Below are 20071 nucleotides of genomic sequence, written 5' to 3'. Positions count from 1 at the left end.
GCGTCCACGGCCCCTTCGTCTCGGACAACGAGGTCGAGAAGGTCGTGGCGCATCTCAAGACCCAAGGCCGGCCGCAATATCTCGACGCCGTCACCTCCGAGGAAGAGGAAGCGGCTGAGGACGAGGACGGCGCCGTCTTCGACAAGACCGGCATGGGTTCGCTCGACTCGGACGACCCCTATGAGCAGGCGGTCGCGGTCGTGCTGCGCGACAAGAAGGCCTCGACCTCCTACATCCAGCGCCGCCTCCAGATCGGCTACAACCGTGCCGCATCCATCATGGAGCGCATGGAAAACGAGGGCATCGTCGGGCCCGCAAACCACGCCGGGAAACGCGAGATCCTCGTCGAGACGCAGGGCCACGGCGAGGACGAATAGCCGCATCATTCGGTCGGAGGACTTGCACGGGCAGGCGCCGGTCCTCAAATAGCCATCACGATGCTGCAACCTCGGCGGCATGGAGAGCGTTGAGGCCCGAAGACACGAGCGCTCCGCAACAACCGGAGCCACGACGTATCTCGTCCGGCATGAGGATCGCCGTGGCACAGGGAATGGAGCAGACTTGCTCATGAGAGTGATCCCGATTCTTCGGGTTTCGGTTCTGACGGCGGCGTTTGGCTACGGCCTGGCGGCAGCGCCGCTCGGGGCACAACCCCTGCAGTTGCAGCCGCCTGCCGCCGCCAAGCCCGCGCTCGCCAGACCAGCCGCGCCGCGCGCGATCCCGCTCCCGCCGGTCCGCCCGGCCAATCTCGGCCTGCCGCGCACGGCGATGAACGATGCGCCGGCTGCGCAGGCGGCGGGTTCCCCACAGGCTGCAACGGCCGCACCTGTGGCGCAGACGGCGAAGCCCGAAGCGTCCAAGACGACGCCAGCCAAGACCAAGCTCGCCGCGCCCGCGACACGCGAGGAGGCGATCGAGCGGCTCAATACCTATCTCAACAGCTTCACGACGCTGCAGGGCAATTTCATCCAGTTCAATCCCAACGGGAAGCGGCTCGAGGGTCGGATCTACATCCAGCGCCCGGGCAAGATGCGTTTCGAATACGAGCCGCCGGCGACCACCGAGGTTATCGCCGACGGCACCTCCGTGGCCGTACGCGACAAGCGCCTCGGCACGCAGGACGTCTATTCGATCGGCCAGACGCCGCTGAAATTCCTCGTGCGCGAGAAGATGGATCTCAACCGCGAAGGCACCATCACCGGTGCCAGCGTCGACGGCGATATCCTCTCCGTCCGGATCGAGGATCGCTCGACGCTCGGCGGAACCTCGAAGATCACGCTGAAGTTCGACCTCGTCGCCAACGAGCTCAGGCAATGGGTGGTCGTCGATCCGCAGGGTTATGAAACGGCGGTGTCGCTCTACAATCTCAGCCTGCAGCGCCAGACCGACCCGAAGAACTTCGTGATCGATCACCAGCGCACGCTGTGATCGCCGGCCAAGGCTAGTTCGGCGCGGATAGTCGGGCGCCGAAACGGCTTGCCTTTTGGCACGCGACGACCCAGTTTCCGGCCACCTCTCCTTGCCGGAATCTCCGCGTGCAACTGACTGTCACGAGCTGGAACATCAATTCCGTCCGCCTGCGTATCGGCATGGTCGGCGAGTTCCTCACCCGCTACGCGCCCGACATCCTCTGCCTGCAGGAAACCAAGACGCCGGACGAGCAGTTCCCGGCCAAGGCCTTCCACCAGCTCGGCTATGTCCATCAGGCCTTCATCGGCCAGAAGGGCTATAACGGCGTCGCCATCGTCTCGAAGCTGCCCTTCAGCGAGAAGGAAGCGATGTCGATGTGCGGCCGCAACGATGCCCGGCACATGACGGTGACGCTCGACAAGGCGGCGGGCTCGGCGGCCGGCATCGCCATCCATAACTTCTACATCCCGGCTGGCGGCGACATTCCCGATCCGGCCAAGAACGACAAATTCGCCCACAAGCTCGCCTTCCTCGACGAGATCGGCGCCTGGGGCGTGACGAAGAAGCCGACGGACCGGCCCGCGATCCTGCTCGGCGACCTCAATATCGCGCCCTATGAGCACGATGTCTGGAGCCACAAGCAGCTCCTCGACGTGGTCAGCCACACACCGATCGAGACGACCACGCTGGAAAAGCTGCGCTCCGAGCTCGGCTGGACCGACGCCGCCCGCACGCTGCGCCCCGAGCCGGAAAAACTCTATTCCTGGTGGAGCTATCGCGCGCAGGATTGGGAGGCCTCCAATCGCGGCCGCCGGCTCGACCATATCTGGCTCTCCGACGCGTTGAAGCCGACGCTGCGCGACCTCTCCTTCCTGCGCGAGGCACGCGGCTGGGAGCGTCCCTCCGATCACGTCCCGGTCACGGTGACGCTGGAGCTTTGAGGCCCGGCGCCGGCGCCTTCATAGACGGACCGGTCCATGCCCCGGCCGCGCTTCGGCCATGCCAGGCCCCTCCGCCCGGCCATTTCATGATCGTGCTATAGCCCGCGGCAACATCGGCACGGCCCGTTCACCGGAAGGCCAGATCATTGCAGCGCGCGCTCTCGACTTCGCTCTCGCCGCGGGATGCGCTGCTGACCCTGGCCGTGATGGTGGTCTGGGGCACGAATTTCGTCGTCATCCACATCGGCGTCGAACATTTCCCGCCGCTGCTCTTCGCCTGCCTGCGCTTCGCCTTCACGCTGCTGCCGGCGGTGTTCTTCCTCAAGCGGCCGGCCGTGCCCTGGAGCAATCTCGCCGCCTACGGCCTGCTGATCGGGGCCGGCCAGTTCGGCCTGCTCTACATCGCGATCAAGGGCTTCATCACGCCGGGCCTGGCCTCGCTGGTGGTGCAGTCGCAGGTCTTCTTCACGATCCTGCTGGCCGCGGCGATCACCCGCGAACGCGTCCAGCCCTTCCAGTTCGTCGGCCTCGTCCTGGCCTGCATCGGCATCGCCGTGATCCTCTGGCACACCGACGGCACCACGACGCCGCTGGGCGTCGTCCTGATCCTTGGCGCCGCGCTCTGCTGGTCCGGCGGCAATATCGTGGTTCGCGGAGCACCCGGCATCGACATGCTCGCTTATGTCGTCTGGACGAGCCTGTTCGCGGTGCCGCCGCTTTTCGTGCTGTCGTGGTTCGTCGAGGGCTGGCCAGCCATTCGCGACAGCCTGACCGCCGCGCCACCCAGCGCCTGGGCGGCCGCGATCTGGCAGGCCGTCGGCAATGTGATGTTCGGCTATGCTGTCTGGGGCTGGCTGCTCTCGCGCTATACCGCCGCCACCGTGGCGCCGACCGCAATGCTGGTCCCGGTCTTCGGCATGGGCGCCGCCGCCATCTGGCTGGGCGAACCCTTGCCGGGCTGGAAGTTCCTGGCCGGCGGGCTCGTGCTGGCGGGCCTGTGCATCAACATCCTCTGGCCGAAATTCGCAGCGATCCGCGCCGCAAGACATCCGCCGGCCGCCTGATCCGGCGCGGCAAACTTATTTCCGGTCGATCGCGCCGAGCGCAGCCCGCACGGAGACGAGCTCTTCCACGAAACCGCGCAGACGATCCCCGATCGCCTGAGCGATCGCTTCGGCCGAATCCGGCGATTCGCCGAGCACACGCCGCATCACGCTGCGCGGCAACCGCATGATCTGCGTCGGCTCGCGCGCGATCGCCGTGACCTGCCGCGGCACCGAAGTGAACAGCGCGAGCTCGCCGATCATCGCGCCAGGCCCGGCGATCTCGCTTGCGGGCTGGCCATCATCCTGCGCCGTCAGCGCCACCGCGCCCGAGACGACCAGGAAAGCGCCGTCCGAAGGCTCGCCGGCACGGAACAGCACATCGCCGGCGCGCAGGATGCGGCTCTCCGCCGCGAAGGCGAGCAGCCTCAACGCATCGCGTTCCATCAGGCTCAGCAGCGGCTGCCGGGCCAGCAGGGCCATGTCGTCGTCGAGAGCCATCCGTCAGGGATTCAGCCGGTAGCCGCCGGCATCGGTCACGAGCAGGCGGGCATTGCCGGGATCGGGCTCGATCTTCTGGCGCAGCCGGTAAATGTGGGTTTCGAGCGTGTGCGTCGTCACCTGGCTGTTATAGCCCCAGACCTCCTGCAGCAGCACCTCGCGCGCGATCGGCTTGCGCCCCGCGCGGTAGAGGAAGCGCAGGATCGCGGTTTCCTTCTCGGTCAGCTTGGTCTTCGAGCCTTTCTCGCTGACGAGCAGCTTGGAGCCGGGGTGGAACGTGTAAGGGCCAACCTGAAAGATCGCGTCCTCGCTCGCCTCATACTGGCGCAAATGCGCCCGGATGCGCGCCAGCAGCACGGCGAATTTGAACGGCTTGACCACATAGTCGTTGGCGCCGGCCTCGAGCCCCAGCACCGTGTCGGCATCCGAGCTCTGCGCCGTCAGCATCACCACCGGGCTCTTGAAGCCGTTCTTGCGCATCACCTTGACGGCCTCGCGGCCGTCCATGTCCGGCAGGCCGACATCCATCACCACGAGGTCGATCCGCTCGTTCTGTGCGGCCTTCACCGCAGCCGTGGCGTTGCCCGCGGTCGTCAGCCGGAACTCGTCATAAAGAGCCAATTGCTCTGCCAGGGCATCGCGCAGGGTTTGGTCGTCATCGACCAGGAGAATATGATGGACGACGGACATGGGCTGTTCGCTCGGACGCAATGAGTAGGGCAACATGAGCCCGCTGAGTCGTCATCGCAAGTCACGCATTCTGGAATCCCCGTGAGAAACCGTGAAATCGCCCTCGCGCGCCCCGGCTTTCGCCCGCGCAACCTCACCTCACTGCGGGTCTTCGCCTCGGTACGTGACCGCCGCAAGGGCTTCCTCATCGCGGGCGGCGCGGTCTTTCCCTGCGCGCTCGGCCGCTCCGGCATCCGCACGATCAAGCGCGAGGGGGATGGCGGCACGCCGCGGACGCATTTGCCGCTGCGCAGCGTGTTCTACCGGGCCGACCGCCTCGCCCGGCCTCGCAGTCTGCTGCCGCTGAAACGGATCGGCCCGCGCGACGCCTGGTGCGACGACCAGACCGACCGCCGCTACAACCGCCTGATCGACCGCCCGCCGGGCGAGGCCGAGGAGCGGCTGCAGCGTGAGGACCATCTCTACGACGTCATCGTCGAGCTCGGCTGGAACGACCGGCCGGTGATTCGCGGGCGCGGCAGTGCGATCTTCTGGCATCTGGCTCGACCGGGCTTCACGCCGACCGCCGGCTGCATCGCCGTCGAGGGGCATGTCTTCGCCAAGCTGCTGCCGCGTCTGGCGCGCCGCTGCGTCATACAGGTCCGGTGATCTCCGCCCGTCATTCCCGGGCCGCCGTAGGGCGATCCGAGAATCTCAGCCCGGAAGAGGCGCTGGAGCCTCCGCGTCACGAGATAGTCGGGTCAAGCCCGACCATTACGGCTTATCCCCGCGCTCCGAAGATCGCGCTGCCGACACGCACATGCGTTGCACCGAGCTGGATCGCCGCCTCGTAATCGGCGCTCATGCCCATGGACAGGCCCTTGAGCCCGTTGCGCGCCGCGATCTTGGCGAGCAGCGCGAAATGCGGCGAGGGCGGCTCCGCTTCCGGCGGGATGCACATCAGACCCTCGATCGCGAGGCCGTGGACATCGCGGCAGCGCGCGAGGAAGGCGTCCGTCTCGCCCGGCGCGATGCCGCCCTTCTGCGGCTCCTCGCCGGTATTGACCTGCACGAAGAGCCGCGGCGCCCGGCCGGCCCTGGTGATCTCGCGCGCCAGCTCTTTCGCCAGGCTCTCGCGGTCGAGCGAATGGATCGCGTCGAAGAGTTCCACAGCCTCGCGGGCCTTGTTCGATTGCAGCGGGCCGATCATGTGGAGTTCGGCATCGGGAAAGCGCGCCTTCAGCGCCGGCCACTTGGCCTTGGCCTCCTGGACGTAATTCTCGCCGAAGACGCGCTGCCCCGCTTCCAGCACCTCGGCGATCTGCTCCGCCGGCTTCGTCTTCGACACAGCGATGAGCGTCACGCTCTGCGGCTTGCGTCCGAAATCACGCGCCGCACGCGCGACCGAGGCACGAATCGCCTCCAGACGCGTAACCGTATCGCTCATATCGCAGCCTCTCATGCCGAGCGCGCCGTTGACCGCGTGCGCGCAATGGTGTCCTAGAACAGGATGTGGAAAACCTCACCCGGTTTTTCGCAATGGACCCCTGCGCCGGCCGCGTCCCGACCGGCAAATCCCGCAAGAATGCTTGCTGACGTGATTGCTCGCTGACATGGCCGTCGAACGCTACAACCCGAAAGAATCCGAGCCGAAATGGCGCGCCGTCTGGGATGAGCGCAAGCTCTTCGAGACGAGGAACGACGACACACGGCCGAGCTACTATGTCCTCGAGATGTTCCCCTATCCGTCGGGGCGCATCCATATGGGCCATGTCCGCAACTATGCGATGGGCGACGTCGTTGCGCGCTACAAGCGGGCCAAGGGCTTCGCGGTGCTGCATCCGATGGGCTGGGACGCCTTCGGCCTGCCGGCCGAGAACGCAGCCAAGCAGAAGAAGGTCCACCCGCGCGAATGGACCTACGCCAATATCGCGGCGATGCGCAGCCAGCTCAAATCGATGGGCCTCTCCCTGGATTGGAGCCGCGAGCTCGCGACCTGCGACCCCAGCTATTATCGCCACCAGCAGAAGATGTTCCTGGACTTCCTGAAGGCCGGGCTGGTCGACCGCAAGACGGCCAAGGTCAACTGGGACCCGGTGGACGAGACCGTTCTGGCGAACGAGCAGGTCATCGACGGCCGTGGCTGGCGCTCCGGCGCCCCGGTCGAGATTCGCGAGCTGACCCAGTGGTTCTTCAAGATCACGGAATACGGCCAGGAGCTGAACGACGCGCTCGACGGCTTGACCCGCTGGCCCGACAAGGTCCGGCTGATGCAGAAGAACTGGATCGGCCGTTCCGAGGGCCTGCTGGTTCGTTTCGCTCTCGAATCGAATGCGGCGAAGCAGGACGAGGTCGAGGTCTACACGACCCGCCCGGACACGCTGTTCGGCGCGAAATTCGTCGCCGTCGCCCCGGATCACCCGATCGCCAAGGCGATTGCCGCCGGTAACCCGGAACTGCAGGCCTTCATCGAGGAGTGCAAGCGCACCGGCACGGCGCAGGAGGCGATCGACAAGGCCGAGAAGCTCGGCTTCGACACGGGCCTGCGCGCCGTTCATCCGCTCGATCCGAACTGGACGCTGCCGGTCTATGTCGCGAACTTCGTCCTGATGGAGTACGGCACCGGCGCCATCTTCGGCTGCCCGGCGCATGACCAGCGCGACCTCGACTTCGTCAACAAATATGGCCTGGGCAATATTCCGGTCGTCGCGCCGGAAGGCACCGATCCCGCCGGCTTCGTGATCACCGACATCGCCTATGACGGTGATGGCCGCATGATCAATTCGCGCTTCCTTGACGGCCTGACCATCGCGGAAGCCAAGGAGGAGGTCGCCCGCCGCCTCGAGAACGAGATTCGCGGCAATCGCCCGGTCGGCCAGCGCAAGGTCAATTTCCGTCTGCGCGACTGGGGCATCTCGCGCCAGCGCTATTGGGGCTGCCCGATCCCGATCATCCATTGTTCCGACTGCGGAACGGTGCCGGTTCCGGATGCCGATCTGCCGGTGAAGCTGCCAGATGACGTCTCCTTCGACAAACCGGGCAACCCGCTCGACCATCATCCGAGTTGGAAGCATGTCGCCTGCCCGCAATGCGGCAAGCCGGCGCGCCGCGAGACGGACACGATGGACACCTTCGTCGATTCGTCCTGGTATTTCGCCCGCTTCACCGATCCGTGGCGCACCGAGAGCCCGACCGACCGCAAGGCCGTCGACCGCTTCCTGCCGGTCGACCAGTATATCGGCGGCGTCGAGCACGCGATCCTGCACCTGCTGTATTCGCGCTTCTTCACCCGCGCCATGAAGAAGACCGGCCATGCCGGGCTGGATGAGCCCTTCGCCGGCATGTTCACGCAAGGCATGGTCGTGCACGAGACCTATCGCGCCGCGGATGGCGACTGGGTCGAGCCCGGCAATGTCCGCATCGAGGTCTCCGGCACCGACCGCCGCGGCTTCGACGTCGAGACCGGCGCCCCGATCGAGATCGGCCCGATCGAGAAGATGTCGAAGTCCAAGAAGAACGTGGTGGACCCCGACGACATCATCGCCTCCTACGGCGCCGACACCGCCCGCTGGTTCATGCTCTCCGATTCCCCGCCGGATCGCGACGTGATCTGGACCGATGAGGGCGTGCAGGGCGCCGCCCGCTTCGTGCAGCGCCTGTGGCGCCTGATCGGCGAAATCGCCGAGCGGACCCACGGCAAAGCCGGGAAACCGGCTCAGATCGGTGACGTGGCGCTGGCGCTGCGTAAGGCGAGCCATCGCGCGCTCGATGCCGTCGGCGCCGATATCGAGCGCCTCGCCTTCAACCGCTGCATCGCCCATATCTACACGCTGACCAACGCCATCAGCAAAGCGCTCGATGCGGCGGCCGAAAAGCCTGAGCTCGGCGCGGATATGGCCTATGCGCTCCTTGAGGCCGCCACGATCATCACCCAGCTTGTCGCGCCGATGATGCCTCATCTGGCCGAGGAATGCTGGCACGCGCTCGGCCAGCCCGGCCTCGTCGGCGAGGCATCCTGGCCCGAGGCCGAGGCTGCCTTGCTGAAGGACGACAGCATCACGCTGCCCGTCCAGCTCAACGGCAAGAAGCGGGCGGAGGTGACTGTTCCAGCCGATGCCGATACCATGGCGGTGGAAGCTGCTGTTCATGCCAGCGAGGCGGTTCAGCGGGCCCTCGAAGGCCGTTCCATCCGCAAGATCATCGTGGTTCCCGGGAGAATCGTGAATGTCGTCGTCTGAGACTGCGGCGCGAATCATCAAGCCGAGCCGCCGCGGCCTGGCTCTGGCCGCAGTGCTGGGCATGGCCGCGCTCGCCGGGGGCTGCTTCCAGCCGCTCTATTCGGAGTATACCGCAAGCACGGTCGGCGGCAGCGTCAAGGGCGCGCTGCGCAGCATCGAGTTTGCCGAGCTCAAGGGCCTGATCGGGCATTATCTGCGCAACGAACTGGTCTTCGAGTTCGACGGCGGCAATGAGCCGGATGCGCAGAAGACACTGAAATTCGACTCCGCCCTGGCCGAGTCGGTCGAGGTCGTCACCGTCGATTACGCCAACGGCCGCGCTGATTCGGCTGTGCTCGTCGCCACCGCGACCTGGAAGGTGACGCGGATCAGCACGGGCGAGGTCGTCTCCTCCGGCACCAACTCCGTGCGCGAGCCCTATGAGCGTTCCTCGCAGCGCTTCGCCACGGTCCGCGCCGCCCGCGACGCCCAGATTCGCGCCGCCAAGAACCTCGCCGGACTGATTCGCGGGCAGATCTCGGCCGATCTCACCTCCTGATCCGCCATGGTCGCGATCAAGGCGCATGAAGCCGACCGAACGCTTGCGCGCCTCGACCCCGCCTGGCGATTGATCCTGTTCTACGGCCCGGATGCCGGCCTCGTTTCCGAGCGCGCCGGCCATCTCGCCCGCAAAAGCGTCGATGATCCCAATGACGCCTTCCAGCTCATCCGCATGGACGGCGATGCCGTCGCGGCCGATCCCCTGAAGCTCGTCGACGAAGCCAACACCATCGGCCTGTTCGGCGGCCGACGCGCCATCCGCGTCTCGTCGACGTCGAAGCCGCTCCTCGCCGCCGTCGAGCCCCTTCTGGCCACGCCCTCGCAGGACGCGCTCGTCATTGTCGAGGCCGGAGACCTGCAGCGGTCCAACCCTTTGCGTACCGCCTGCGAGAAGGCCAAAAGCGCGCTCGCGGTGCCTTGCTACGGCGACGCAGCCCGTGATCTGGGCTCGATCATCGACGAGATGGTCCGCTCCGCCGGCAAGACCATCGACCGCGGCAGCCGCGACCACCTCGCAGGCCTGCTCGGCGGTGACCGCCAGACGTCGCGGCGCGAGATCGAGAAGCTCCTGCTCTATGTCGGCAACGATCCCTCCGTCACGGAGGCCCATATCGACGCCATCGTCGGCGACACCGCCCAGCGCGAGCAGGCCATGCTGGTCGATGCCGTCTTCGCCGGGAAGCTGCCAGTGCTCGACCTGGCGCAGGCCAAGCTTTTCAGCGAGGGGCTCGATCCCGGCGTGATGCTCGGCGCCGTGCTGCGGCAGGCCCTGGCTCTGCTCAAGGCCCGGCAGAGCGTCGATGCCGGACGCGGCGTCAAGGATGTGGTCGGCACCATGCGGCTGCCCTATCCGCGCATCGCCACCACCGAGGCCGCGCTCAACGCCTGGACCAGCGCCAGATTGACCGAGGCTGTTGCCCTGCTCGGCAACGCGGTCCTTGCGACCCGCCAGAACAGCGAAACGGGCCGCGCGACCGCGACCCGTGCATTGTGGACACTCGCTCGCCTCGGCCGCAATGGCCGGGCCGATTGATCAGGCCTTCAGCCGGCGGCAGAGCGCGTCGAGCTGCTCCAGCGTCTTGTAGGCGATCTTGACCTCGCCCGCGCCGCTGGGGCGATGGCTGATGACGACGGAAAGGCCGAGGGCCTCCTCCAGCGCCTTTTCCAGGGCGCGCGTATCCGGATCCTTCTCGGGCTTCGGCTTTGCGGCAACCGCGCTCTTGGTCTCGCCGCGCGCCTCATCCTGGGCGATGCGTTCGATATCGCGGACGCTAAGGCCTTGTTCGACAATCCGTTTCGCCATCAGTTCCGGATCCGAAACAGATAGCAGCGCCCGGGCATGGCCGGCCGAGACGGCGCCTCCGCTGACTAAGGCGCGCACCGGCTCCGGCAGCTTCGACAGCCGCAGCGTATTAGCGACATGGCTGCGGCTCTTGCCGATGACCCGCGCCAGATCGTTCTGGGTATAACTGAATTCGGCGATCAGGCGCTCATAGCCCGCCGCCTCTTCCATCGGGTTGAGGTCGGAGCGCTGCACGTTCTCGACGATGGCGATCTCGAGCGCCTCGCGATCATCGGCTTCGACCAGGATCACCGGCACATCGTGTAGCTCGGCCCGCTGCGCCGCCCGCCAACGCCGTTCTCCGGCGATGATCTCATAGGCATCGAGCATCCCCGGGATCGAACGCACGATGATCGGCTGCAGGATACCGCGCTCGCGGACCGAAGCCGTGAGATCGTCGAGCTCCTCTTCCGCGAAGTTGCGACGTGGATTGCGCGCGCTCGGCCGCAGGAACTCGACCGGCACGCGGCGCTGGCCACGGGCCCGCTCGATCGCGCCGATTTCCTCGCCGACATCGCCGATCAGCGCCGCCAAGCCGCGGCCAAGGCGGGAACGCCCCTGTTCTTCGGCCATCGCCATTCCTGTCAACCTCTGCGTTCTTTGACTGTTAGGCCGCGGCGCGCAGGGTGCGCTCGCGCTTGATCACTTCCGAAGCCAGGCGCAGATAGGCCTGCGACCCCGAGCAGCGCAGATCGTAGAGCAACGCCGGCTTGCCATAGGACGGCGCCTCCGAAATCCTCACATTGCGCGGAATCACGGTCTCATAGACCTTGTCGCCGAGGAAGCTCCTCACATCGGCCATGACCTGTCCGGACAGGTTGTTGCGCGGATCGAACATCGTCAGCACCACGCCCTGGATGATCAGCCGCGGATTGAGCCCGGCCTTGACCTGCTCCACCGTCTTCAGGAGCTGACTGAGGCCTTCGAGCGCGAAGAACTCGCATTGCAGCGGCACCAGCACTGCATCCGCCGCCGTCATCGCATTGATCGTGATCAGGCTGAGCGAGGGCGGGCAATCGATCAGGACATAGGTCAAATCCTGGCAGCGCTGATCATAGACCAGCTCGTCGATCGCCTTCTTGAGGCGATGCGCGCGGTCCTTGGCCGAGGCGATCTCGAGCTCGACGCCGAGGAGGTCGAGCGTCGAGGGCGCCAGCGACAGCCCGGGCACCGCCGTCGGCTGCAAGGCCTGCCCGAGCCCGACATCGCCGCAGAGCACGTCATAGGTCGAGGATTTGCGGCTGCGCCGGTCGACGCCAAGACCCGTAGAGGCATTGCCCTGCGGGTCGAGGTCGACGATCAGCACCTTCTCGCCGATGGCTGCCAGCGCCGTGCCCAGATTGATCGCGGTCGTCGTCTTGCCGACGCCACCCTTCTGGTTTGCGAGCGCGATCACGCGCGGACGGCGCTGCGGGATCACGGATATGACATCTGTCATGGATCGGCTCGTCTCTCGGCCGAGCGAACCATCAGGATTCGCGCAGCGTCGTCGGTCACGGAAGAAACGGTTGTTGCTTGAATCTTCCAATATCTGGCCGAGTCGGTCAATTCCGTATCTAGATGTTGTCCCTTGGGAAAGAGACCGAGCGCACCGGTTCTCAACAGCTCTTCGCACCAGCCGAGCAGTTGAGCGAGAGGCGCGAGTGCGCGGGCCGTCACCACATCGACCTCGCCGGCGAAGCCGCCGACCGCGTCCTCGATCCGCGCATTGTGAACCTTGACCCGTGCCCCGGTGACCCGCGCCGCATGACGCAGGAAGGCGCATTTGCGGGCATTGCTTTCGACGAGGTCGATCTGGCCGATGCCACGTTCGGCCAGGCAGATGCCGATGACGAGGCCCGGAAAGCCCCCGCCCGAGCCGAGATCGAGCCAATGCTCCCGCTCGGAGGCCAGATTGAAGAGCTGGAGCGAGTCGGCGATGTGCCGTGTCCAGACGTCCCCCAGAGTGGCCGAGGAGACCAGATTCTTGGCGGCCTGCCAGCGCTCCAGCTCCGCCACCAGCGCGGCGAGGCGTTCCTCTGTTTCACGTGAAACAGGCGTCAAGCGCAAAGCGCGCTGCCTGTCGCTCTTATCAACAGTCACGATACGCCTGTGGATAAATTCGCCGCGCGGCTTTTGCGGGCATGCGCCGCCAGCAAGGTCAGGGCCGCCGGCGTCATGCCCTCGATTTTTCCGGCCTGTGCCAGATCGGCGGGCCGTACCGCAGCGAGCTTCGCCTTAAGCTCGTTCGACAGGCCCGAAATCGTATCGAGATCGAGATCCGTCGGGACTTTCAGTGCCTGGTCGCGGCGATAGGCCTGGATCTCCGCCGCCTGCCGATCGAGATAGACAGCATAGACGGCATCGGCCGTCACGCGGTCCGTCACGGAAGCGGAGTAGGCGTTAAGCTGCGGCCAGATCGCGGCCAGCTGCTCAAAGGTAACGTCCGGATAGGACAGGATCTGATAGGCGCTGCGCCGCAAGCCGTCGCGGTTGAGCTGTATCCCCCCGATCTGCGCCTGCTGCGGCGTGAGCTGCAGCCCCTGAAGTTCAGAACGCAGAGCTTCGATCGCGCCGTTGCGTGCCTCGAAAGCCGCCAGCCTGGCCGAACCGACGATGCCGAGCTCCGTCCCGAGCATCGTCAAGCGCTCATCCGCATTGTCTACCCGCAGCGACAGGCGGAATTCCGCGCGCGAGGTGAACATTCGATACGGTTCCGTAACGCCATGCGTCACCAGATCATCCACCAGAACGCCGATATAGGATTGCGCCCGGTCGAAGACTACCGGCTCCCGCCCGCTCGCGCGGCGTGCCGCATTCAGGCCGGCCAGCAATCCCTGGGCCCCGGCCTCCTCATACCCCGTCGTACCGTTGATCTGCCCGGCCAGGAAGAGCCCGCCGATGGCGCGTGTCTCCAGGGTGTTGTTCAATGCGCGCGGATCGATGAAGTCATACTCGATCGCGTAGCCCGGCCGCAGCATCGCTGCTCGTTCCAGACCCGGAATGGTCTTGAGCAGGTCGCGCTGAACATCCTCCGGCAACGAGGTCGAGATACCGTTGGGATAGACGGTGTCGTCGTCGAGACCTTCCGGCTCGAGAAAGATCTGATGGCCGTCGCGGTCGCCGAAGCGGCCGACCTTGTCCTCGATCGAGGGACAATAGCGCGGACCGCGCCCCTCGATCTGCCCCGAGAACATCGGCGCGCGATGGAGATTGGCGCGGATCAGGTCGTGACCGGCCATGGTCGTGCGGGTGATGCCGCATGAAATCTGCGGATTGGTGATCTTCTCGGTCAGCGCCGAGAACGGCTCGGGCAATTCGTCGCCGGGCTGCATCTCCAGCGCCGCCCAGTCGATCGTGCGACCATCGAGGCGGGGAGGGGTGCCGGTCTTGAGCCGGCCCAGCGGAAAGCCATGGCGCTCCAGCGTCGCGGAGAGGCCGAGTGACGGCGCCTCCCCGACGCGCCCCGCCGGAATCTTGGTTTCCCCGATATGAATCAGACCGCGCAAAAACGTCCCGGTCGTCAACACGACCGTTCCGGCAGCGAATCGACGTCCATCGGCGAGCAGAACTGCCGAGACACGCCCGTTCTGAACCTCGATATCGAACGCGTCACCGGCAATGACATCGAGATTCGGCTGCTCCGCCAGCAGATCCTGCACCGCCAATCGGTAGAGCTTGCGGTCGGCCTGAGCCCGGGGACCGCGTACCGCCGGCCCCTTGCGGCGGTTAAGCATGCGGAACTGGATACCGCCGCGATCGGCAGCGCGCCCCATGATGCCGTCGAGCGCGTCGATCTCGCGCACGAGATGCCCTTTGCCGAGCCCGCCGATCGCCGGGTTGCAGGACATCACGCCGATCGTTTCGGGCTTGTGCGTCACCAGCGCGGTCCGCGCGCCGAACCGCGCCGCGGCCACAGCGGCTTCCGTCCCGGCATGGCCGCCGCCGACGACGATGACATCGTAGGTTTGCGCGAGGGATGACATGGGTTTTCGCTAGCGAAGCAAAGGGTACCGGTCAATCGCCGATTGTACCACCGGACCCAGGACGGCCCTCACTTGCCGATGCAGAACCCGGCAAAGAGATGATCCAGCACATCCTCGACGCCAATGCGTCCCACCAGCCGCTCCAGCGCCATCACCGCAAGGCGGATATCCTCGGCCAGCAATTCGCTCGGTGCACCCACGGATTCGGTCGCGCGCTCCAGCGCGGCGATGGCGTCGGCGACTGCGATGCGGTGGCGCTCCCGCATCAACAACGCCGGCTCGCCTTGTCCGAGACCGCGCAGATATTCAGCGATGGCCGCCAGAAGCTCCGGCAGCCCTTCGCCATTCTTCACCGAAATGGCGCGCTCGCCAGGCAGAACGGTTCCGCCCAGATCGGCCTTCGTCGCGACAGCGATCTGCGGAACTTCCTCCGCCGTCCGGTACGGCTCCGAATCGATCCCGCGCAGGCTGAGGACGAGGTCGGCGCGCTCCACCAGTGCGCGAGCGCGCCTGACGCCTTCCACCTCGATCGGATCGACGCTCTCGCGCAAGCCGGCCGTGTCGATCAGGATGACCGGCAAGCCGTCGAGATCGAGCCTGACCTCCAGCGCATCCCGCGTCGTCCCGGCGACGGGCGAGACGATGGCCACATCGCGACGCGCCAGCGCATTCAGCAGGCTCGACTTGCCGGCATTGGGCGGGCCGGCCAGGACGACGACGAAGCCTTCCCGTACGCGCTCGCCCATGGCGAAACTGCCGAGCGCCCTGCGCAGCGATCCCAGGACGCTAGCTGCGATCCGCATGGCCTCGTCATGCAGGGGCCCCTCGACATCGCCTTCATCGGAGAAGTCGATCTCGGCGGCGAGGAGCGTCATGGCTTCCAGCAGTTGCGTGCGCCATTGCCCCGCCAGAACGCCGAGCGCGCCGTCCATCTGGCGCAAGGCCTGCCGCCGCTGCCATTCCGTTTCCGAATCGATCAGATCGGCGAGACCCTCCACCGCCGCCAGATCGAGCTTGCCGGCCTCGAAGGCGCGACGGGTGAATTCGCCGGCTTCCGCCAGCCGCAAGCCCGGTAGTGCCGTGAGATGTCGCAGTAGTGCCGCGAGCACCGCTCGTGAGCCATGTATATGAAATTCAACGATATCTTCGCCGGTAAAGCTGGTAGGGCCGGGGAAGAACAGAACGAGTCCCCGGTCGATCACCTGGCCCTCGGCATCGCGGAGCACCCGCAAGGTCGCCAGCCTTGGCGGAGGTATGATCCCTGCCGTCGTTTCGAGAGCGAATCGAACACGTGGCCCCGATACGCGCAGCACGGCGACACCAGCCCGACCGGGTGCCGAGGACAGCGCGACAATGGTAGATTGCGGGTCGTGACCGCTCATGGTGCCCACCCCGCGCCAGGAAGGACTGCCGCATGAACCGCCTCTCCGGCGCTGCCAGCCCCTATCTGCTCCAGCATCGCGACAACCCCGTCGAGTGGTGGGAATGGAGCCCGGAGGCCTTCGCCGAAGCCCGGCGCAGCAACCGCCCCGTGCTGCTCTCGATCGGCTATGCCGCCTGCCATTGGTGCCATGTCATGGCGCATGAGAGCTTCGAGAATGCGGCGACCGCCGCCGTCATGAACGAGCTTTTCGTGAACATCAAGGTCGATCGCGAGGAGCGCCCGGACATCGACCATGTCTACATGAGCGCGCTGCACAGCCTCGGCGAGCAGGGCGGCTGGCCCCTGACCATGTTCCTGACGCCTGATGGCGACGCCTTCTGGGGTGGCACCTATTTCCCGCCGGAGCCCCGCCACGGCCGGCCATCCTTCACGGCCGTGCTGCGACAGCTTTCCGCGATCTTCCAGCGCGAGCCGGAGCGAATCGCGAGCAATGCCGCGGCGATCCGTGAAGCGTTGCAGCGGGCCGAAACCGTGACGTTCGCCGCTATCGGGGAGCCGGATCTCGACCATCTCGCCGCGCAGATCGCGAGCGCCTTCGACCCGGTCGATGGCGGCCTCAAGGGTGCGCCGAAATTCCCGAATGCCGGACTGGTCGAATTGCTCTGGCGCGCGGGAACCCGGCAGCCAGCTTCCGAAGCCGCCTTGCAGGCGGGCGTTCTGACGCTGGATCGGATGGCCCGTGGCGGCATTCACGATCATCTCGGCGGTGGCTTCGCCCGCTATGCCGTCGATGGGCGCTGGCTCGTGCCCCATTTCGAGAAGATGCTCTACGACAACGCCCAGCTCCTGTCGCTCTATGCCCTCGAGGCGAAGCGCAGCGGAAGCGGGCTGGCGAGGGACGCGGCGGCGGGAATCGTCACCTGGCTCAAGCGCGAGATGCTTCTGCCGGAAGGCGCCTTCGCCGCCAGCCTCGATGCCGATTCCGAAGGCGTCGAAGGCAAGTTCTATGTCTGGTCCCTGGCCGAGATCACCGCGCTTCTCGGGCCGGACGATGCCGCGTTGTTCGCCCGGCACTACGATGTCACCGCCCATGGCAATTGGGAGGAAACCAACATCCTCAACCGGCTCGATACGCCGGACCCGGATGCGGAGACCGCGTCACGGCTCGCCGCCATGAGGGAGCGGCTGCTCGCGGTGCGGGCTCTGCGCATACCGCCGGCGCGGGACGACAAGATCCTCGCCGATTGGAACGGGTTGATGATCGCCGCGCTCGCCCGCGCTTCCGGCTTGCTGGGTCAGCCGCATTGGCTCGACCTCGCCAGAAGCGCTTACCGTTTCGTGGCCGAATCGATGGCGGATGGCGATGGCCTCGCCCATTCCTATCGCCTCGGCCGGCTGATCAGGCCCGGCTTCGCCCTTGACCACGCAGCCATGATCGATGCGGCCCTGGCCTTGCACGATTTGACGCTGGAGCAGCACTACCTCGAAGACGCGCGGCGCTGGTCACGGCATCTCGATCGGCACTACCGGGATGCAGACACGGGCCTCCTCGGGATGACTCGGCCTGAATCGGGAGAGCTGCCAGTCCTACCGAGGCCGACTCACGACGACGCGGTACCCAATGCGCTCGGCGTCCATGCCGCCAATCTCCTGCGGCTCGCGGCCAAGACCGGCGCTCTGGCGGACAGGGAGCAAGCCCAGGCCTTGATGAAAGCCGCCTTGCAGGCGGCCGCGCGCGCACCGATGGCCCATGGCTCGGTCCTGAACGCCTACGATCTTGCTCGCAACGGCGTCGAGATCGTCCTCGCCGGGCCCGAGCGCGCGGCCTTCCACGCGGCAGCACGCAGCCTGCCCTACACGACGACGATCCTGATCGACTGCCCGGATGACGAGGCCTTGCCTCCGGATCATCCGGCTTCCGCCATGCTGCGACAGGCGGGACGCGGCGCGGCCTTCATCTGTTTCGAGGGTCGCTGCCTGCCACCCGTCACGGATCCGAATCGATTGCCCGAGGCCATCGCCGACGGCCGATAGCGCTTGCAGGTTCAAGGACAGCCAAACGAAAACGCCGCCGCTCCTGGCAGAGCGACGGCGTCGGATCGAACGGGCCTGAATGGCCGGAACCAGCCGATCAGGTGTTCATGGAATCGAAGAATTCCGAGTTCTGCTTGGTCTGGCGCAGCTTGTCCAACAGGAACTCGATCGCGTCCTGCGGGCCCATCGGGTTGAGGATGCGGCGCAGCACATAGGTCTTCTGCAGGTCCGAGCGCGGCGTGATGAGCTCTTCCTTGCGGGTGCCGGACTTGATGATGTCGATCGCCGGGAAGATGCGCTTGTCGGCCACCTTGCGGTCGAGAATGATTTCCGAGTTGCCGGTGCCCTTGAACTCTTCGAAGATCACCTCGTCCATGCGCGATCCCGTGTCGATGAGCGCGGTGGCCACGATGGTCAGCGAACCGCCTTCCTCGATGTTGCGGGCCGCGCCGAAGAAGCGCTTCGGGCGCTGGAGCGCATTGGCGTCGACACCGCCGGTCAGCACCTTGCCGGAGGACGGAACGACAGTGTTGTAGGCACGGCCGAGACGCGTGATCGAATCCAGCAGGATCACCACGTCACGGCCATGCTCGACCAGGCGCTTGGCCTTCTCGATCACCATTTCCGCGACCTGGACGTGGCGCGACGCCGGCTCGTCAAAGGTCGAGGACACGACCTCGCCCTTCACCGAGCGCTGCATGTCCGTGACTTCCTCGGGCCGCTCGTCGATCAGCAGCACGATCAGATAGCACTCGGGATGATTGGTCGTGATCGACTGGGCGATGTTCTGCAACAGCACGGTCTTGCCGGTGCGCGGCGGCGCCACGATCAGGGCGCGCTGGCCCTTGCCGATCGGCGCCACGATGTCGATGACGCGCGGCGAGAAATCCTTCTTGGTCGGATCCTGCACCTCGAGCTTGAGCCGCTGATCCGGATAGAGCGGCGTCAGGTTGTCGAAGTGGATCTTGTGCTTGATCTTCTCCGGGTCTTCGAAATTGACCGTGTTGACCTTGAGCAGGGCGAAATAGCGTTCGCCATCCTTCGGCCCGCGGATCGGCCCCTCGACCGTATCGCCGGTGCGCAGGCCGAACTTCCGGATCTGCGAAGGCGAGACATAGATGTCGTCCGGGCCGGGCAGATAGTTCGAATCGGGCGAACGCAGGAAGCCGAAACCGTCCTGCAGCACCTCGACGACGCCCTCGCCCAGGATTTCCGTCTCACGCGCGGCAAGCTGCTTCAGGATGGCGAACATCAGCTCCTGCTTGCGCATGGTGCTGGCGTTCTCGACCTCTACCTCCTCGGCAAAGGTCAGCAGTTCGGTCGGAGACTTGCTCTTGAGCTCTTGGAGCTTGATTTCCCGCATGGGGCACCCGGATCTAACGCCCCGCTAAGGCGGGGTGGGGATGGTACTGGAGTGATCGACTTGGGTTCGAACCGAACCTGCGCGGGGGGATTGTGCGCCATGAGCTGCTGCGGGGCAGCGGGCTCACGAACAGTCGACAACAGGGAGGACGCTGGAGAAGCGTGGCATTCTGATAACGGGAAATGTCGCTGGGCTCAAGCGGGAAACGACGGCTCCCGTCAGAACGGCTTCACGATGACGAGAATGACGATGCCGACCATGAGCAACGCCGGCACTTCGTTGAGAATGCGATAGTAGCGCGCCGACTTGGTGTTCCGGTCCGCAGCGAAGTCCTTCACCCGCCGGGACAGGACGCCATGGATCCCGGAGAGAAGGATGACGAGCAGGAACTTGGCGTGGAGCCAGCCGCCTTTGAAGGCGAAAGCGTACCAGGCGAGGTAGAGCCCGAGCACCCAGGTCGCGATCATCGCCGGATTGATGATGCCCTTGAGCAGGCGTCGCTCCATGACCTTGAAGGTCTCGGACTGGATCGAGCCGATCTGCGCTTCGGCGTGATAGACCATCAATCGCGGCAGATAGAGCATTCCGGCCATCCAGGAGATGACCGCCATGACGTGGAAAGCCTTGATCCATTCATACAT

19 protein-coding genes are annotated in these 20071 nt (G+C 65.9%); 9 read left to right on the top strand and 10 right to left on the bottom strand.

The features are described 5' to 3' along the window. The 4 genes from GY40_RS26960 to GY40_RS06240 all read left to right on the top strand — a co-directional run. The coding region (locus tag GY40_RS26960) for a DNA translocase FtsK (RefSeq protein ID WP_282568279.1) at window positions 1-377 on the top strand (377 nt) is incomplete at its 5' end. A gap of 190 nt (window positions 378-567) precedes the next feature. Next, window positions 568-1428 (top strand): LolA family protein, encoded by an 861-nt coding sequence (locus tag GY40_RS06250; RefSeq protein ID WP_051987567.1) that lies wholly within the window; start codon window positions 568-570, stop codon window positions 1426-1428. Window positions 1429-1535: 107 nt separating this feature from the next. Beyond that, window positions 1536-2351, top strand: a complete 816-nt coding sequence (gene xth, locus GY40_RS06245) for an exodeoxyribonuclease III (RefSeq protein WP_038359533.1) — start codon at window positions 1536-1538, stop codon at window positions 2349-2351. Window positions 2352-2497: 146 nt separating this feature from the next. Continuing rightward, the gene (locus GY40_RS06240; protein WP_038359531.1) at window positions 2498-3415 is read left to right on the top strand and encodes an EamA family transporter; all 918 of its coding nucleotides are present in this window, start codon (window positions 2498-2500) and stop codon (window positions 3413-3415) included. Window positions 3416-3430: 15 nt separating this feature from the next. Here the strand turns inward: GY40_RS06240 and GY40_RS06235 are convergent, their stop codons facing one another. Continuing rightward, the gene (locus GY40_RS06235; RefSeq protein ID WP_038359529.1) at window positions 3431-3895 is read right to left on the bottom strand and encodes a cyclic nucleotide-binding domain-containing protein; all 465 of its coding nucleotides are present in this window, start codon (window positions 3893-3895) and stop codon (window positions 3431-3433) included. Between the two features lie 3 nt (window positions 3896-3898). Further along, window positions 3899-4585 (bottom strand): response regulator transcription factor, encoded by a 687-nt coding sequence (locus tag GY40_RS06230; RefSeq protein WP_038359526.1) that lies wholly within the window; start codon window positions 4583-4585, stop codon window positions 3899-3901. An 81-nt stretch (window positions 4586-4666) separates the two neighbouring features. Here GY40_RS06230 and GY40_RS06225 point away from each other — a divergent pair, with 81 nt between their 5' ends. Further along, complete coding sequence (locus GY40_RS06225) at window positions 4667-5233, top strand: L,D-transpeptidase family protein (protein WP_038359524.1); 567 nt, start codon at window positions 4667-4669, stop codon at window positions 5231-5233. 112 nt (window positions 5234-5345) lie between these two features. Here the strand turns inward: GY40_RS06225 and GY40_RS06220 are convergent, their stop codons facing one another. Further along, window positions 5346-6011: a YggS family pyridoxal phosphate-dependent enzyme gene (locus GY40_RS06220; protein ID WP_038359522.1), complete on the bottom strand. Its 666-nt coding sequence runs from the start codon at window positions 6009-6011 to the stop codon at window positions 5346-5348. A gap of 166 nt (window positions 6012-6177) precedes the next feature. On the opposite strand from GY40_RS06220, the gene leuS reads away from it, so the two are divergent. The 3 genes from leuS to holA are packed head-to-tail and all read left to right on the top strand — an operon-like array spanning window position 6178 to window position 10375. Next, window positions 6178-8802, top strand: coding sequence for a leucine--tRNA ligase (gene leuS / locus GY40_RS06215; protein ID WP_038359520.1), 2625 nt, complete (start codon window positions 6178-6180; stop codon window positions 8800-8802). Next, window positions 8789-9340, top strand: coding sequence for an LPS assembly lipoprotein LptE (lptE, locus tag GY40_RS06210; protein WP_051987565.1), 552 nt, complete (start codon window positions 8789-8791; stop codon window positions 9338-9340). Before leuS ends, lptE begins: the two co-directional genes overlap by 14 nt. A gap of 6 nt (window positions 9341-9346) precedes the next feature. Continuing rightward, complete coding sequence (gene holA / locus GY40_RS06205) at window positions 9347-10375, top strand: DNA polymerase III subunit delta (RefSeq protein WP_038359518.1); 1029 nt, start codon at window positions 9347-9349, stop codon at window positions 10373-10375. Here the strand turns inward: holA and GY40_RS06200 are convergent, their stop codons facing one another. From GY40_RS06200 to mnmE, 5 genes are all read right to left on the bottom strand, one after another. After that, window positions 10376-11257: a ParB/RepB/Spo0J family partition protein gene (locus tag GY40_RS06200; protein ID WP_081925186.1), complete on the bottom strand. Its 882-nt coding sequence runs from the start codon at window positions 11255-11257 to the stop codon at window positions 10376-10378. Between the two features lie 34 nt (window positions 11258-11291). Then, window positions 11292-12122 carry a ParA family protein gene (locus GY40_RS06195; protein ID WP_038359513.1) on the bottom strand — a complete coding sequence of 277 codons (831 nt, stop codon included), beginning with the start codon at window positions 12120-12122 and terminating at the stop codon, window positions 11292-11294. Beyond that, the gene (gene rsmG, locus GY40_RS06190) at window positions 12119-12766 is read right to left on the bottom strand and encodes a 16S rRNA (guanine(527)-N(7))-methyltransferase RsmG (protein WP_051987564.1); all 648 of its coding nucleotides are present in this window, start codon (window positions 12764-12766) and stop codon (window positions 12119-12121) included. The genes GY40_RS06195 and rsmG overlap by 4 nt, the downstream gene beginning before the upstream one ends. Continuing rightward, window positions 12763-14649 (bottom strand): tRNA uridine-5-carboxymethylaminomethyl(34) synthesis enzyme MnmG, encoded by a 1887-nt coding sequence (gene mnmG / locus GY40_RS06185; protein ID WP_038359508.1) that lies wholly within the window; start codon window positions 14647-14649, stop codon window positions 12763-12765. The genes rsmG and mnmG overlap by 4 nt, the downstream gene beginning before the upstream one ends. A gap of 68 nt (window positions 14650-14717) precedes the next feature. After that, window positions 14718-16031 (bottom strand): tRNA uridine-5-carboxymethylaminomethyl(34) synthesis GTPase MnmE, encoded by a 1314-nt coding sequence (gene mnmE / locus GY40_RS06180; RefSeq protein ID WP_038360291.1) that lies wholly within the window; start codon window positions 16029-16031, stop codon window positions 14718-14720. 32 nt (window positions 16032-16063) lie between these two features. Here mnmE and GY40_RS06175 point away from each other — a divergent pair, with 32 nt between their 5' ends. Beyond that, on the top strand, window positions 16064-18067 hold the full coding sequence (locus tag GY40_RS06175) for a thioredoxin domain-containing protein (protein WP_038359506.1): 2004 nt from the start codon (window positions 16064-16066) through the stop codon (window positions 18065-18067). A 97-nt stretch (window positions 18068-18164) separates the two neighbouring features. On the opposite strand, the gene rho is transcribed toward GY40_RS06175, so the two are convergent. Beyond that, on the bottom strand, window positions 18165-19430 hold the full coding sequence (rho, locus tag GY40_RS06170; RefSeq protein WP_038359505.1) for a transcription termination factor Rho: 1266 nt from the start codon (window positions 19428-19430) through the stop codon (window positions 18165-18167). A 218-nt stretch (window positions 19431-19648) separates the two neighbouring features. After that, entirely contained in the window at window positions 19649-20071 is a 423-nt protein-coding gene (hemJ, locus tag GY40_RS06165; RefSeq protein WP_038359502.1) for a protoporphyrinogen oxidase HemJ, read from the bottom strand.

The organism is Allobosea sp. UNC402CLCol, from assembly GCF_000745475.1.
Taxonomy (GTDB): Bacteria; Pseudomonadota; Alphaproteobacteria; order Rhizobiales; family Beijerinckiaceae; genus Allobosea; species Allobosea spartocytisi.
Note: the sequence above shows the minus strand (reverse complement) of the source record. Positions and strands in the feature narration are given on the sequence as shown.

Coding starts and splice junctions, on each gene's coding strand:
- GY40_RS06220 (WP_038359522.1), bottom strand. CDS start 6,011: ATGAGCGATACGGTTACGCGTCTGGAGGCGATTCGTGCCTCGGTCGCG.
- GY40_RS06200 (WP_081925186.1), bottom strand. CDS start 11,257: ATGGCCGAAGAACAGGGGCGTTCCCGCCTTGGCCGCGGCTTGGCGGCG.
- lptE (WP_051987565.1), top strand. CDS start 8,789: ATGTCGTCGTCTGAGACTGCGGCGCGAATCATCAAGCCGAGCCGCCGC.
- rho (WP_038359505.1), bottom strand. CDS start 19,430: ATGCGGGAAATCAAGCTCCAAGAGCTCAAGAGCAAGTCTCCGACCGAA.
- leuS (WP_038359520.1), top strand. CDS start 6,178: ATGGCCGTCGAACGCTACAACCCGAAAGAATCCGAGCCGAAATGGCGC.
- mnmG (WP_038359508.1), bottom strand. CDS start 14,649: ATGTCATCCCTCGCGCAAACCTACGATGTCATCGTCGTCGGCGGCGGC.
- GY40_RS06235 (WP_038359529.1), bottom strand. CDS start 3,895: ATGGCTCTCGACGACGACATGGCCCTGCTGGCCCGGCAGCCGCTGCTG.
- GY40_RS06175 (WP_038359506.1), top strand. CDS start 16,064: ATGAACCGCCTCTCCGGCGCTGCCAGCCCCTATCTGCTCCAGCATCGC.
- mnmE (WP_038360291.1), bottom strand. CDS start 16,031: ATGAGCGGTCACGACCCGCAATCTACCATTGTCGCGCTGTCCTCGGCA.
- GY40_RS06230 (WP_038359526.1), bottom strand. CDS start 4,585: ATGTCCGTCGTCCATCATATTCTCCTGGTCGATGACGACCAAACCCTG.
- hemJ (WP_038359502.1), bottom strand. CDS start 20,071: ATGTATGAATGGATCAAGGCTTTCCACGTCATGGCGGTCATCTCCTGG.
- holA (WP_038359518.1), top strand. CDS start 9,347: ATGGTCGCGATCAAGGCGCATGAAGCCGACCGAACGCTTGCGCGCCTC.
- GY40_RS06195 (WP_038359513.1), bottom strand. CDS start 12,122: ATGACAGATGTCATATCCGTGATCCCGCAGCGCCGTCCGCGCGTGATC.
- GY40_RS06250 (WP_051987567.1), top strand. CDS start 568: ATGAGAGTGATCCCGATTCTTCGGGTTTCGGTTCTGACGGCGGCGTTT.